The sequence below is a fragment of the Burkholderia sp. B21-005 genome, assembly GCF_020843965.1.
Classification (GTDB): Bacteria; Pseudomonadota; Gammaproteobacteria; order Burkholderiales; family Burkholderiaceae; genus Burkholderia; species Burkholderia ambifaria.
Window position 1 is genome coordinate 955963 of record NZ_CP086302.1, and the last position, 14157, is coordinate 970119.

The window sequence follows — 14157 nt, forward strand, 5'->3', positions numbered from 1 at the left end:
CCGGCGGCGAGGGGACAGACGGTCGCGCCGGAGGCAGCGTGTTAGGTCTTGGGCGCGGGCGCGTAGTAGATTTGTCCGATATCCGTGTCGCGCGCCTGGCCATTGCGTTCGGCCTCGGTGCGCGTATCCAGGAAATCGACCGTGCACAGATCCGGACGCCCAAGCGCCTTCAGGATGCTCGACGTGCGCCACGCCGGCAGCCAGTCGGACCATGACAGCCGCACGCCCAGCACCAGCGCGAGCAGGATGCCGATCGTGAGCGGCACCCCCAGCAGCATGGCCAGGTCGACATCCAGGTTGGAAAACCCGCGGTCGCCGGTCCAAAGCACGAGGGCCATGATCGGTATGAGAAAGCAGTTCATGCCGATGAACATCCATTTCCACGCCAGCCAGAGGCTGCGCGTCAGGCCGGCCAGCCCCGTCTCACTGCACGCGTGATCCATGACCATGCGGCGCCGATCGGGGGATGACAGCGCGAACAGGCGACCGCGACGATCGACCACGGCAACCACGTCGTCGCCAACGTCGAAGCACTGGCCGCCAAGGAAGCCGCGGTACGTTTTGCCGCCTGTTTCAATTTCCACCGGAAGTTTCGCGAACAGGATCTTGTCGTTCTTCCCGACAGTCACGAACGCGTTTGCCGACACGAAGGTCCGGGTCTCGCGCATGTTCGCGTACGACCAGGTCGCTGGATGTTCGACCTTGTCGGCCGCGGCGTTCAACCGGGCCAGGATGAGGTCTTCGTTGGTTTGCTGAAACACCAGCGCATTGGCCGCGGCCCCGTTGCCAGTGAGCGCCGCAAGGATCGGCACCACGGTGTGCGTGAACCAGTAGCCGAGCGATTTTTTGCGGGCTTCGGGGTTGACGGGCGACACCTGGCTGTTCCCGGCACTGCCTTGGTCGGGACGCTCGAGAAAGCGCAACGCGGTCAGTTTGTCTTCGACAAGACGCAAGGGGGATGACATGGGGGCAGGTGGTCGCAAGGGGACAAAGTTTGCGGAGTCTACCAGTCGTTCCGCTGGCGCTGCCGCGCGGTCGGCAGCGCGCTGCGATCACGCACCAAAGCCGGGATTCAACCCGGACAACCGAGCCGGTCCGCGAGTTCGTTCAGGTCCCTGACGTCGAAGTCCCACGCGTCGTCCGCTTGCAGGTCCGTCGTCTGGCCGGGCCCGTGTTCGGTCGGCCGCAGCACGAATGCGGTCGCCAGCCCGAGTTGCCGCGCGGCGGCGAGGTCGCCGTTGTGCGCGGCGACCAGGCACAGCTCGGCCGGCGCGACGCCGAGAATCTCGACCGCATCGGTATAGACCTTCGGCGATGGTTTGTACGCGTGCGCGACTTCCGCGCCGAGAATCGCGTCCCACGGCAGGCCGCCGTGCTTCGCGACGTCGATCATCAGCCGGATGTTGCCGTTCGACAACGGCGCGATCACGTAGCGCTGCTTCAGCCGCTGTAGCGCCGCGACCGAATCGGGCCACGGATCGAGCCGGTGCCACGCGAGGTTGAGCGCGTCGATCTCGTCATCGGGCGCGCCGTCGATGCCGTAGCGGTCGAGGGTGCGCACGAGGTTCTCGCGATGCAAGACATCGAGCCGCACGTAGCGCCTGCGCCCGCTGCGGATTTCCTCCATCGACGGCGAATATTCGCGGCGCCACGCGTCGGCGAATTCGAGCGGATCGAGATCCGGCGCATGGCGCGCCAGGAACGCGGCGGCTTCGCGCGCGACGCCGTTTCTCCAGTCGACGATCGTTCCAAATACGTCGAAAACGAGCGCCTTGATGTCGGCAGGGTTCGTCATGGGGTTCCGTGAAGATCGGTGAAGGGACGCGCGCTGCGCTGCGCTGCGTGGCGGCGGCGCGGCGCCGGTTTCAACGACATTGGATCACGTATCCGCAAACGCGGCTGGCCGCTTCGTCGTGGTGCAATCATCTGATGAATGGCGCTCCGGCAATGCATGCCGGCCGCGACCGCGCGTAAGCCCTGATGCGCATGGATGCGCGGGGCGTCGTGGATTGGTGTTAAATGTATTTTGGTGCGCGTTGCGGCGCGTGCCCATGGGGACGCACCGGGTTCGCGTAAACCCGGTGCGATAAACGGCACGAAGAATCGCTCACGAATCGGGCGCATCAGACCCGATCGAACTGACGGCAGGATTCACTTGAATACCGAACCGCAAAGTTCTCGATACAGTCTGGGCCTCGCAGCGGAAGTCCTCGCGTCCGAGCAGAGCGTGCTGAGGCTGATCACGCGCAACACACCGCTGCCGGAACTGCTCGTCGAGGTCTGCCGGCGCGCCGAGGCGCTGCTCGGCGAAGGCGCGTCGTGCACGATCCTGCTGCTCGACGCGGACGGCGTGCATGTGCACGTAGGCGCCGCGCCGTCGCTGCCCGCGCAGTACAGCGCCGCGATCGAAGGCGCGTCGATCGGGCCCGCCGCGGGCTCGTGCGGCACCGCGATGTACGAGCGCCGGATGATCGCCGTCGAAGACATCGAAACCGATCCATTGTGGGCCGACTATCGTGCGTTCGCGCTGCCGCTCGGCCTGCGCGCGTGCTGGTCGGTGCCGTTCCTGGACGACACGGGCACCGTGCTCGGCGCGTTCGCCGTCTATCACCGCGCGCCGCGGCGGCCCAGCGACACGGAAACCGACCTGCTGCGCGATATCGGCAACAGTGTCGGCCTCGCGGTGCACCAGGACTCGATTGCGCGGCAGCTCGCGCGCAGCGAGGAGCATCACCGTCTGGTCGTCAACAGCCTGAACGAAGGGATTCTCGTCTTGTCGCCCGACGGCGTGGTGGTCGCGAGCAATCCGAGCGCGAACCGGATGATGCGCGTGAAGGGCGACCTCGTCGGACGCCGGCTGTCGAGCGTGATCCTGTACAAGCTGCGCGAGGACGGCACGCCGATCGCGCCCGACGATTGGCCGAGCCGGCTCGCGTTCACCACGGCCATGCCGCTGCTCGACTACTCGGTCGGCTTCGGGCTCGCGGACGGCGACATCATCTGGGTGCGCGGCAACGCGGTGCCGATCGTGAAGCCGGGCGAGACGCGGCCCGAGTCGGTGCTCGTGTCGTTTCACGACATCGGCCCGGTGCGCGAAGCGCAGCAGCAACTGCGCTACCTGGCGACGCGCGACGCGCTCACGGGTCTCTACAACCGGCGCTGGCTCTCCGAGCGGATGCGCGAGCTGTTCGGCACGCGCGAGGCGGCGGCCGGGCCCGCGCGCGTCGCGATCCTGTTCATCGATCTCGTCGGTTTCAAGAAGGTCAACGACACGGCCGGCCACGACGCCGGCGACGCGCTGTTGCGCAGCGTCGCGGCGCGCCTCGCGGCCTGCGCGGGCGGGCGCCACGCGCTCACGCGCGTCGGCGGCGACGAGTTCGTAATCCTCGTCGACCAATGCGACGATCCCGACGAACTGTCCGCGCTCGCGCGCGAGGTGATCGACACGATCGCGAAGCCGTTCGCGATCGCGAACAACGAGTACTGGCTCGGCGTGTCGATCGGAATCAGCGTCGCGCCGCGCGACGGCGACGATGCGGTCACGCTGATGCGTAACGCCGACTCCGCGATGTACGACGCGAAGCAACGCGGCCGCAACCACTTCACGTTCTTCACCGCGCAACTGAATCTGCGCCTGCAGCGCCGCTTCGCGATCGAGCAGTCGCTGCGCCGCGCGATCTCGTCGGACGCGCTGCGGCTCGCCTACCAGCCTGTCGTCGACGCGCGCAGCGGCCGCACCGTCGGCGCCGAAGCGCTGCTGCGCTGGACGAGCCCCGAGCTCGGGCCGATGTCGCCGACGGAATTCATCCCGGTCGCGGAAGATACGGGGCTCATCGTGGCGATCGGCCAGTGGGTGCTCGAAACGGCCTGCCGGCAGGCCGCCGAATGGCGCCGCACGATCGCACCCGACCTGATGCTGGCGGTCAACCTGTCGCCGCGGCAATTCCACGAGGGCCTCGTCGAGTCGGTCGACCGGTGCCTCGCGCAGACGCAGCTCGATCCGGGCGCGCTGGAGCTGGAGATTACCGAAGGACTGCTGATGAACGACACGGACACCGTGCTGCCGATGCTCGAGGCGCTCACGGACATGAACGTGCGAATCTCGGTCGACGATTTCGGCACCGGCTATTCGTCGCTTGCGTACCTGAAGCGGTTTCCGCTGCATAACCTGAAGGTCGACCGTTCGTTCGTGTCGGGCGTGCCCGATCATCGCGACTCGGTCGCGATCACGCAGGCCGTCGTCGCGATGGCGCATTCGCTCGGGATGAAGGTGACCGCGGAAGGCGTCGAGACCCAGGCGCAGTCGTGGTTCCTGCAGCAGATCGGCTGCGACATGCAGCAGGGCTACCTGTTCGGCCGGCCGCTCGATCCGACCGACTACGCGCGCCGGCTCGTCACCGTGTAGGCGCTCAAGCGAAACCGCCGCCGGGTGGGCGGGCAGGCGGCGTATCGATCTCGACGCGATTCTTGCCGTCGTGCTTCGCGCGATACAGCGCGCGATCGGCCGCCTCGATCAGCGACGTCGTCGGCACGCCGGGGGCCGGCACGATGCTCGCGCCGCCGATGCTGATCGTCACGTAGCGGCCCGTCGACGAGTGTGCGTGCTCGAGCCGCAGCGCCTCGATCGCGAGGCGGATCTTCTCGCCGAGCAGCCGCGCGGCGCCCGGCGACGTGGCCGGCATCACGACCGCGAACTCCTCGCCGCCGAACCGCGCGGCGAGATCGCCGGACTGCCCGAGACAGCGCTCGATGGTCGCCGCGACCTGCTTGAGCACGCTGTCGCCCGATACGTGGCCGTACGTGTCGTTGTACAGCTTGAAGTTGTCGACGTCGATCATCAGCAGCGACAGCTCGCTGCGCTCGCGCGTGCCGCGCCGCCATTCGGCCGCCAGATATTCGTCGAGATAGCGCCGGTTCGACAGCCCGGTCAGGCCGTCCGAATGCGTGAGGCGCCGCAGTTCGAGATTGGCCTCGAGCAGTTGCTGCTGCGATTGCCGCAGCGCGCGATAGGCCTCGTCGCGCTGCAGCAGGCTCATGTACGAGCGCGAGTGATAGCGGATCCGCGCGACTAGCTCGATGCGGTCGGGCAGTTTCACGAGGTAGTCGTTCGCGCCGGCCGCGAACGCGGCGCTCTTGATCACCGGCTCTTCCTGCGTCGACAGCACGATGATCGGCACGTCGCGCATCGCCGGATTCGCGCGGTACGCCTTCACGAGGCTCAGCCCGTCGGTGCCGGGCATCACGAGATCCTGCAGGATCACCGTCGGCCGCGTCTCGATCGCGGTCGCCAGCGCGTCGTCCGAGCGCGGGCAGTAGTGGAAGTCGATGCCGTCCTCGTCGACGAGCGCGCGCCGGACGGCTTCCGCGACGATCGTCTGGTCGTCGACCAGCAGGACCATCGCGGGGGCGTCGGCGTGCGGCGTGGGCCCGGCGTCGAACGCCGCATGCAGGCCGCCAAGCGGGCGGGTGAGGTCGCTAGTCATGAGGGATGCCGGGTTGCGCCATGGCCGCGAGGGGTGTGACGGGGTTTCATCGGGCTCAGATCCGCGCGAGTGCCGCCAGCTCGCCCGCGATGCGTTCGAGCGGCAGGATCGCGCGTGCCGCGCCGAGCGTCGCGGCCGCTTTCGGCATGCCGTAGACGGCGCTGGTCGCCTCGTCCTGCGCGATCGTGTGGTAGCCCTTCATGCGCAGTGCCTTCAGGCCGATCGCGCCGTCGCGTCCCATGCCGGTCAGCAGCACGCCGATCACGCGGCCCGGCCAGTGCTCGGTCAGGCTGTTGAAGAACACGTCGACCGACGGCCGGTACGGCGTGGCGGCCGGTTCGCGCGTGTATTCCAGCGTGCCGGCGCGCGTGATGCGCAGGTGATCGTCGGTCGCCGCGAGCAGCGCGACGCCCGGCTGCGGGCGGTCGCCTTCGCGCGCGACGCGCACGGTCAGCGATGTCTGGCCGTCGAGCCATTGCGCCATCCCTTCGGCGAACGCGCGATCGACGTGCTGGACGATCACGATCGGCGCACTGAAGTCGGCCGGCAGGCTGCCGAGAATCGACGCGAGCGCGCCGGGGCCGCCGGCGGACGCGCCGATCGCGATCAGCGGGCCGCCGGCCGCGCGTGGGGTCGTGCCGGTCGCGCGGGCGCCGCCGGGCGCGTCGAGCAGCCGGCCGATCTGGTCGATTTTCGCGAGCAAGAGCCGTGCGGTGTCGCCGGCCGCGCCTTCGCCGAGGCGTGGCGTGTCGACCGCGTCTAGCGCGCCGGCGCCCATCGCTTCGAACACGCGCCATGCGTTCGCGCCGATGCAGCTCGTCACGATCAGGATCGCGCACGGGCGGTCGGAGCGCATGATCCGGCGCGTCGCCTCGATCCCGTCGAACTTCGGCATGATCAGGTCCATCAGCACGACGTCGGGCGGTTGCGCGGCGCACAGTTCGACGGCCTGCGCGCCGTCGGTCGCAACCCACAGCACGCGATGCTCGGGCCGGCGCGCGATCGCACGGCGCATCGCCTCGACGGCAAGCGGGAGGTCGTTGACGATGCCGATGTTCACAAGCGGGATACTCCGGTCGGTTCGTAGTGTTGGAGGTGGGCCGGGTTCATGGAAGGCAGTGCCGGGTCGGCGCCGCCGAACGGCATCGGCGGGCGGACGGCACGGAATTCTTTTCGATTGGCAACGCCCCGAATGCTGTCATGCGCCGCGAGCGGCGGCAATCGAAAAAATTGCGCATTGCGTCGTTCAGACCCTTTCCTCTATGGACGGCCGGCATTTTTTGCCGTCCGCGCGGCGGAAAGACGACGAGCGCAGCCGGGTGCGGTGGCGGATCGACATCGGGAGCGGGCAGGCAGTCCTTCAACCGCGAGCTTGCGGTCGATGCCGACGCGGTGCGCGAACGCTACTTCCGCGCGATCCGGTTTGCCGGCCGCGACGAGCTCGAGACTTTCCTGGCGGAGCGCGATCGCGCCAGCAGCGGCGCGCTGGCGAACCTGCCCAGGATCTTCACGCGGGCCGGTAGCTCTTCGGCATGGACCCCGGCACGCCGGCCGCCCGGCGGCGACCGTCCGCGCGCCGAAGACGCGGCCGCGTCGTCAATGGCTGCGCGCGTACCCCTGGATCAGCGCGCGCATCATCCCTTCGACGGTCGCGTCGAGCAGGTCGGCTTCCTGCTCGGATTCCTCCACGAGCGCGGCATAGGCGGTCGCGAGCGTCACGCGGTCGACTTCCTGGCGTTGTTCCATCAGCGTCACCATCCCGTCCTTCGCCAGATGAGCGGAGAACGCGCGGCTGCCGATGGTCTGGAATACGTCAATCATGGCGGCTCTCCCGAACGTTGCCGATGCCTTCCAGTGTAGTCGGCGTACCGGCGCTCCGCCATGCGCGGCGGGAGCGGGGCGCGCGCCGCGGGCCGCTCCGGTCGACACCGCCGAAACACCGCCGCAACACCGCGGACACACGTCCGGCGCACCGTCGTACCGGTTTCAACGTTTACCCGAAGCGTCAAATTGTCGACTTTTTATCGATAAAGTCTCGTGCTAGATTTTGCGACCTGAAGCCGGTCGAAACCGGGCGGGCGGCGCGTCTTCAGCGTCGCGCATCCATCACAAGGAGGGGCAATGCTGGTGCTGATTGGGGTACCGATCGTCGTGATCGGTTTCGCGCTGCGCTTCAACGCGCTGCTGGTGGTCACGATCGCGGGCCTCGCGACGGGGCTGGCGGGCGGGATGAATCTTGTCGACATCGTCAGTGCATTCGGCAAGGCGTTCACCGACAACCGCTACATGGGGCTGATCTGGCTGACGCTGCCGGTGATCGCGCTGCTCGAGCGCAATGGCCTGAAGGAGCAGGCGAAGCGGATGATCTCGCGCGTGCAAGCGGCGACCACCGGCCGCGTGCTGATGCTGTATTTCGTGCTGCGCCAGGTGACCGCCGCGCTCGGCCTCACGTCGCTCGGCGGGCACGCGCAGATGGTGCGGCCGCTGATCGCGCCGATGGCCGAGGCCGCCGCCGTCAGCCAGCACGGCGAGCTGCCCGAGTCGGTGCGCCAGCAGATCCGCGCGCACGCGTCGGCCGCCGACAACGTCGCCGTGTTCTTCGGCGAGGACATCTTCATCGCGATCCAGTCGATCCTGTTGATCAAGGGCTTTCTCGAACAGAACGGGATCGCGATCGAGCCGCTGCACCTGTCGGTCTGGGCGATCCCGACCGCGATCGCCGCGCTGCTGATCCACTGCACGCGGCTCGCGCTGCTCGACCGCCGGCTGTCGCGCGGCTCCGGCGCCTTCGGGCGGGAGGGCGCGCGATGATCGGCCTCGAACCGCTCTATACGCTCGCTGGGCTGATGTTCGCCGCGTTCGCATGCTTCAACCTGATGGACCGCACGAACCCGCGTCGCGTCTTCAATTTCGCGTTCTGGGCGATCTACGCGCTCACGTTTCCTGTTCGGCGCGCTGCTGCCGCACTTCGTGATGGGCTGCCTCGCGATCGCGCTCGCGCTGATCGCGGGCTCGGGCAAGCTCGGACGCGGCAAGTCGGACGAAGCCGGCGACGCGGCGGCCGCGCGGCGCGACGCGAAGGCGCTGCGCTTCGGCAACAAGCTGTTCCTGCCGGCGCTGCTGATTCCCGTCGTCACGCTGATCGGCACGTTCGCGCTGAAGCTCGTGCCGTTCGTCGATCCGAAGAGCGTGACGCTGATCTCGCTCGTGCTCGGCACGCTCGTCGCGTTCGCCGTCGCACTCGTGATGCTGCGCGATTCACCGGTGCACGCGCTGAAGGAGGCGCGCCACACGATGGACGCGGTCGGCTGGGCCGCGATCCTGCCGCAGATGCTCGCGGCGCTCGGCGCGCTATTCGCGGTCGCGGGTGTCGGCGGCGTGGTGTCCGGGCTCGTGAAGGACTGGGTGCCGATCGACTCGCCGTTCGCCGTCGTCGCCGCCTACACGGTCGGCATGGCGCTGTTCACGATGATCATGGGCAACGGGTTCGCCGCGTTCCCCGTGATGACGGCCGGCATCGGCCTGCCGCTGATCGTCCATCAGTTTTCACGGCAACCCGGCGATCCTCGGCGCGATCGGGATGCTGAGCGGCTTCTGCGGTACGCTGATGACGCCGATGGCCGCGAACTTCAACATCGTGCCCGCGGCGCTGCTCGAACTGAAGGACAAGAACGGCGTGATCAAGGCGCAGTGGCCGACCGCCGTGCTGCTGCTGGCCGTGAATACGCTGCTGATGTACGCGTTCGTATTCCGCTTCTGAGGAGATGCCCTTGACCGACCGACTGACTCCCGAGCTCGCATCGAAATTCGCGTCGCTCGCGCTCGCGCACCTGACCCGCGAATATCCGAACAAGCTCACGCATTCGCTCGAAGGCCCGCACGACGTGCAGGGGCCGCGCGCGCTCCACCCGATCTTCTACGGCAGCTACGACTGGCATTCGTGCGTGCACGGTTACTGGCTTTTGCTGCGCGTGCTCGAACGCTATCCGGCGCTGCCGGAGGCCGAGCGGATCATCGCCGTCGTCGACGCGCATTTCACCGACGCGCACGTCGCCGGCGAACGCGCGTACCTCGCGCTGCCGCACAACAGCGGCTTCGAGCGGCCTTACGGGTGGGCGTGGCTGCTTGCGCTGTCCGCGCAGCTGGAGCGGCTCGCGCTGAAGGGCGTGGTGCCGCAGGCCGCACGCTGGGCGAAGACGATGGCGCCGCTCACGGACCTGTTCGTCGCGCGCTTCGAGACCTTCCTGCCGAAGGCGACCTATCCGCTGCGCGTCGGCACGCACTTCAACACCGCGTTCGCGCTCGCGCTCACGCTCGACTTCGCGCGCGCGACGCAGCGCGACGGGCTCGCGGCGCTGATCGTCGATACGGCGAAACGCTGGCACCTGGGCGATGTCGCGTGCCAGGCGTGGGAGCCGTCGGGCGACGAGTTCCTGTCGCCCGCGCTGATGGAGGCGGAGCTGATGCGGCGTGTGCTGCCGGCCGCCGAATTCGACGGCTGGTTCGCGCGTTTCCTGCCCGATCTCGCACGCGGCGAGCCGGCGACGCTGTTTGTGCCGGCAACGGTCAGCGACCGCAGCGACGGCAAGATCGCGCATCTGGACGGGTTGAACCTGAGTCGTGCGTGGTGCCAGCGCACGCTTGCCGGCGCGCTGCCGGAAGGCGATGCGCGGCGCGCGAAGCTGCTCGATGCGGCCGACCGGCATCTCGCGAGCGCGCTCGCGCACGTGGCCGGCGACTACATGGGCGAGCACTGGCTCGCGACGTTCGCGCTGCTGGCGCTCGACGCGTAGTCGCTTCGCTGGGGATTGTTGCGACGGCTTTGCATCCGGCGCAACACCACTTTCCATCGGCCGAGCGGCGCGACCCGGCGGCAAATCGATACACTGCCGTACCGGTTGCACGGGCCCCGGCAATCAGGCCCGACGAAGGAGACAGCACAAGATGGACACCCAACGCGCAGCGGTCGTCACGTACCGCGGCAATGCGATCGAGAACACGCACGTCGCCGATGTGGCGGTGGTGGATGCCGGCGGCAAGCTGCTGTTCAGGCTCGGCGATCCGTTCCGGACGACGCTCGCGCGCTCGGCGGCGAAGCCGGCCCAGGCGCTGTCCGTGATCGAGACGGGCGCGCCGGAGCGGTTCGGTTTCGACGATGCGGACATCGCGTTGATGTGCGCGTCGCACAGCAGCGAGGAGCGGCACATCGCGCGCACGCGGGCGATGCTGGCGAAGGTCGACGCGAACGAGTCGGATTTGCGCTGCGGCGGCCATGCGCCGCTGTCGGACGCGGTGTACCGCTCGTGGATCAAGCGCGACTACACGCCGACCGGCGTCTGCAGCAACTGTTCGGGCAAGCACGTCGGGATGCTGGCCGGCGCGCGGGCGATCGGCGCCGCGATCGCCGACTACCATCTGCCGGAGCATCCGATGCAGGTGCGCGTGAAGCAGGTGGTCGCCAATGCGTGCGGCCTGCGCGACGACGAGGTCGACTGGGCGATCGACGGCTGCAACCTGCCGACGCCGGCGTTCCCGCTCGACCGCCTCGCGCGCCTTTACGCGTCGGTGGCCGACGGCGCGGATACGGTGGAAGCCCGCGGTGCTGCAACGACCGATCGCGTGCGTGCGCTGGCGCGCATTCATCATGCGATGACGGCCCATCCGGAGCTGGTCGCCGGAGAAGGGCGCTACTGCACGGTGCTGATGGACGCGTTCGAAGGGCAGGTCGTCGGCAAGCTCGGCGCGGATGCGTGCTACGGGATCGGCGTACGCGCGTCGGCGCGCACGCGGGAACTGGGCGCCGACGGCGCGCTCGGCATCTCGGTGAAGATCGGGGACGGCAACATCGACGTGCTGTACATGATGGTCAGCGAACTGCTCGAACGGCTGCGGATCGGCACGGACGCGCAGCGCGCGCGGCTCGCGGCGTTCCACCGGCCGCGGATGCTGAACACGCAGGGCGTCGAGATCGGGCACGCGACGTTCCCGTTCGAATTGCAGCCTGCCTGAAGGTAGGTAACGCTTCGACACGTCGAGGCCGTATGCGGGCGGTGCGTACGATGTGTGCGGCATCGATGCCTGCCTGCTGACCGGCGCGCCTGCGGCCGCCCGCGCGGCCGCTACGCGCCCGCGTCGCGAATCTTCATCAGTTCGACTTCCGACAGCTCGCCGATGTGCGCGAGATGGTCCGCGAGAAAGTCCTTCAGCACGCGCAGCTTCGCCGAGCTGCGCCGGTTCGCCAGATACGCGATGTAGATGTGCTCGCCCGTCAGCTTGTTGTGCAGCCGATAGCGCGGCAGCACGGCTTCGAGCCGGCCGCTCGCGAGCAGGTCGCGCACCAGCCAGATCTCGAACTCGGCGATGCCGAGCCCCGCGCAGGTCGCCTCCAGCAGCAGCTCCGAATGATCGGTGACAAGATTGCCGGCCGGCAGCACGCTGTGCCGCGCGTCGCCGCGCACGAGTTCCCAGCGCGGATCGCCTTCGGGATGCACGTAGCGCAGGCAGTTGTGATGCAGCAGGTCGTCGGGCGTCGCGGGCCGCCCGCAGCGGTCGAGATAGCCGGGCGTCGCGCACAGGATGCTGTCGTTGCGCGACAGACGGTGGACGACCAGGTTGTCCAGATAGTTCTCGCCTTCGTGGATGTCGAGATCGTAACCGCCGGCGACGAGGTCGTTGTGGTTGTCGGTGAGCCGCACGTCGAGCTGGATCGTCGGGTAACGCGCGAGAAACGGCGCGATCAGCGGCGCGAGATGGCGGCGGCCGAACGCGACCGGGGCGGTGAGCTTCAGCGGGCCGCTCGGCTGTGCATTGAGCTCGGCGACGACGCGCAGCGTGTCGTCGAGATCGGCGATCAGCGTGACCGCGCGTTCCAGGTAGATGTGGCCGGCTTCCGTCAGTGTCACGTTGTGCGTCGAGCGATGCAGCAGCGCGACGCCCAACGCGTCCTCGATCGCCGTGATCTTGCGCGCGACGGTGGACGTCGACACGTGCATCTCCTTCGCGACCGCGGAAAAGCTCCCCATTTCGACGACACGCACGAACGCGCGCATCGCGCCCAGGTGATCGAGGCCGGTGTCTCTCGCCATGGTTTTCATTCGTCTCTCGTTGTTGCGTCCCACGCAAAACCGCTTTCGATAATACAGAATCGAGCTTCTTTATGCAAAGGCATAGAATGCGATCCCGTCGTCCCGGGAAGCGGCGAGCGCAGCCGGTTTCCGTGGCGGCACGGGGCAATTCTGGAGGGGACACCATGACGGCAAACGGCTTCCGCGTCGAAGCGGATCTTTTAGGTAAACGAAGCATTCCGAATGAGGTGTACTACGGCGTCCACACGCTGCGCGCCAAAGAGAACTTCGACATTTCGGGGCGCACGATCGCGTCGCTGCCGTACCTCGTCATGGCGCTCGCGGCCGTGAAGGAAGCCGCCGCCGATGCGAACTGCGAGCTCGGGCTCCTGCCGGCCGCGTATCGCGACGCGATCACCGCGGCGTGCGTCGAGATCCGCGAAGGCCGGCTGCACGACCAGTTCGTGGTCGACATCATCCAGGGCGGCGCCGGCACGTCGACCAACATGAACGCGAACGAGGTGATCTGCAACCGCGCGCTCGAAATCATGGGGCATGCCCGCGGCCAGTACGAATACCTGCATCCCAACGAGCACGTCAATCTCGCGCAGAGCACCAACGACGTCTATCCGACCGCGATCCGGATCGCGACCTGCTTCGCGGTCGAGCATCTGCTCGAGGCGATGGCGCGCCTGCGCGATGCGTTCGCGGAGAAGGCCGACGCGTTCTCGGGCCTCCTTAAGCTCGGCCGCACGCAGTTGCAGGACGCCGTGCCGATGACGCTCGGCCAGGAGTTCTCGACCTACGCGGTGATGGTGACGGAAGACATCGCGCGCCTGCAGGAAGCCGGCTGGCTGATGCGCGAGATCAATCTCGGCGCGACCGCGATCGGCACCGGCATCACCGCGCATCCGCAGTACGCGGAGAAGGCGCTGGCCGCGCTGCGACGCATCACCGGCCTGGACCTGAGCACCGCGCCGAACCTGATCGAAGCGACGCAGGACTGCGGCGCGTTCGTGCAGATTTCCGGCGTGCTCAAGCGCATCGCGGTCAAGCTGTCGAAAATCTGTAACGACCTGCGGCTGCTGTCGAGCGGCCCGCGCGCCGGGTTCGGCGAGATCAACCTGCCGCCGGTGCAGGCCGGCTCGTCGATCATGCCGGGCAAGGTGAACCCGGTTATTCCGGAGGTCGTGAACCAGGTCGCGTTCGAGGTGTTCGGCAACGACCTGACGGTGACGTTCGCCGCCGAGGCTGGCCAGCTTCAGCTCAACGCGTTCGAGCCGGTGATCGCGAGCGCGCTGTTCCGCAGCTTCAGCCACCTGACGGCCGCCTGCACGACGCTCGCGGGCCGCTGCGTGAGCGGGATCACCGCGAACCCCGAGCGCCTGCGCGACACGATGGAGCGGTCGGTCGCGCTCGCGACCGCGCTGAACCCGTACATCGGCTACAAGCGCGCGACCGCCGTGGCCGCCGAGGCGCACGCGAGCGGCAAGTCGATCCGCGAAGTCGTGCTCGATCGCGAGCTGATGACCGCCGCGCAACTGGACGAAGCGCTGCAGCCCGAAGCGCTGATCCGTCCGCGCGCGTACTGATTCCGGCCGCGCGGCGCC

Annotated in this window: 11 protein-coding genes and 1 pseudogene; 6 read left to right on the plus strand and 6 right to left on the minus strand. The window is 68.1% G+C overall.

What is annotated here, in order from left to right:
- Positions 1-41: 41 nt before the first annotated feature.
- Together LMA02_RS20675 and LMA02_RS20680 are read right to left on the minus strand one after the other, a co-directional pair.
- Positions 42-965, minus strand: a complete 924-nt coding sequence (locus tag LMA02_RS20675) for a hypothetical protein (RefSeq protein ID WP_228909613.1) — start codon at positions 963-965, stop codon at positions 42-44.
- Between the two features lie 107 nt (positions 966-1072).
- Positions 1073-1795, minus strand: coding sequence for a haloacid dehalogenase type II (locus LMA02_RS20680; protein ID WP_228909614.1), 723 nt, complete (start codon positions 1793-1795; stop codon positions 1073-1075).
- Positions 1796-2155: 360 nt separating this feature from the next.
- Here LMA02_RS20680 and LMA02_RS20685 point away from each other — a divergent pair, with 360 nt between their 5' ends.
- Complete coding sequence (locus LMA02_RS20685) at positions 2156-4405, plus strand: putative bifunctional diguanylate cyclase/phosphodiesterase (protein ID WP_228909615.1); 2250 nt, start codon at positions 2156-2158, stop codon at positions 4403-4405.
- 4 nt (positions 4406-4409) lie between these two features.
- Here the strand turns inward: LMA02_RS20685 and LMA02_RS20690 are convergent, their stop codons facing one another.
- From LMA02_RS20690 to LMA02_RS20700, 3 genes are all read right to left on the minus strand, one after another.
- Entirely contained in the window at positions 4410-5483 is a 1074-nt protein-coding gene (locus LMA02_RS20690; protein WP_324251311.1) for a diguanylate cyclase domain-containing protein, read from the minus strand.
- 55 nt (positions 5484-5538) lie between these two features.
- Positions 5539-6543: a chemotaxis response regulator protein-glutamate methylesterase gene (locus LMA02_RS20695; RefSeq protein ID WP_228909616.1), complete on the minus strand. Its 1005-nt coding sequence runs from the start codon at positions 6541-6543 to the stop codon at positions 5539-5541.
- A 536-nt stretch (positions 6544-7079) separates the two neighbouring features.
- Positions 7080-7304 carry a hypothetical protein gene (locus LMA02_RS20700; protein WP_006750126.1) on the minus strand — a complete coding sequence of 75 codons (225 nt, stop codon included), beginning with the start codon at positions 7302-7304 and terminating at the stop codon, positions 7080-7082.
- 300 nt (positions 7305-7604) lie between these two features.
- On the opposite strand from LMA02_RS20700, the gene LMA02_RS20705 reads away from it, so the two are divergent.
- From LMA02_RS20705 to LMA02_RS20720, 4 genes and pseudogenes are all read left to right on the plus strand, one after another.
- The gene (locus LMA02_RS20705; RefSeq protein ID WP_228909617.1) at positions 7605-8294 is read left to right on the plus strand and encodes a DUF969 domain-containing protein; all 690 of its coding nucleotides are present in this window, start codon (positions 7605-7607) and stop codon (positions 8292-8294) included.
- Positions 8291-9243: pseudogene (locus LMA02_RS20710) on the plus strand (DUF979 domain-containing protein). The gene LMA02_RS20705 and the pseudogene LMA02_RS20710 overlap by 4 nt, the downstream one beginning before the upstream one ends.
- 10 nt (positions 9244-9253) lie before the next feature.
- Positions 9254-10276, plus strand: coding sequence for a DUF2891 domain-containing protein (locus LMA02_RS20715; RefSeq protein WP_228909618.1), 1023 nt, complete (start codon positions 9254-9256; stop codon positions 10274-10276).
- 151 nt (positions 10277-10427) lie between these two features.
- On the plus strand, positions 10428-11492 hold the full coding sequence (locus LMA02_RS20720; protein WP_228909619.1) for an asparaginase: 1065 nt from the start codon (positions 10428-10430) through the stop codon (positions 11490-11492).
- A gap of 110 nt (positions 11493-11602) precedes the next feature.
- On the opposite strand, the gene LMA02_RS20725 is transcribed toward LMA02_RS20720, so the two are convergent.
- On the minus strand, positions 11603-12577 hold the full coding sequence (locus tag LMA02_RS20725; protein ID WP_228909620.1) for a LysR family transcriptional regulator: 975 nt from the start codon (positions 12575-12577) through the stop codon (positions 11603-11605).
- A gap of 155 nt (positions 12578-12732) precedes the next feature.
- Here LMA02_RS20725 and aspA point away from each other — a divergent pair, with 155 nt between their 5' ends.
- Complete coding sequence (gene aspA, locus LMA02_RS20730; protein WP_166725979.1) at positions 12733-14139, plus strand: aspartate ammonia-lyase; 1407 nt, start codon at positions 12733-12735, stop codon at positions 14137-14139.
- Positions 14140-14157 lie beyond the last annotated feature (18 nt).

Bases quoted from the DNA above. Each gene is read 5' to 3' on its own strand.
- LMA02_RS20690 (WP_324251311.1), bottom strand. From the start codon at position 5,483: ATGACTAGCGACCTCACCCGCCCGCTTGGCGGCCTGCATGCGGCGTTC.
- LMA02_RS20705 (WP_228909617.1), top strand. From the start codon at position 7,605: ATGCTGGTGCTGATTGGGGTACCGATCGTCGTGATCGGTTTCGCGCTG.
- aspA (WP_166725979.1), top strand. From the start codon at position 12,733: ATGACGGCAAACGGCTTCCGCGTCGAAGCGGATCTTTTAGGTAAACGA.
- LMA02_RS20720 (WP_228909619.1), top strand. From the start codon at position 10,428: ATGGACACCCAACGCGCAGCGGTCGTCACGTACCGCGGCAATGCGATC.
- LMA02_RS20700 (WP_006750126.1), bottom strand. From the start codon at position 7,304: ATGATTGACGTATTCCAGACCATCGGCAGCCGCGCGTTCTCCGCTCAT.
- LMA02_RS20680 (WP_228909614.1), bottom strand. From the start codon at position 1,795: ATGACGAACCCTGCCGACATCAAGGCGCTCGTTTTCGACGTATTTGGA.
- LMA02_RS20675 (WP_228909613.1), bottom strand. From the start codon at position 965: ATGTCATCCCCCTTGCGTCTTGTCGAAGACAAACTGACCGCGTTGCGC.
- LMA02_RS20725 (WP_228909620.1), bottom strand. From the start codon at position 12,577: ATGAAAACCATGGCGAGAGACACCGGCCTCGATCACCTGGGCGCGATG.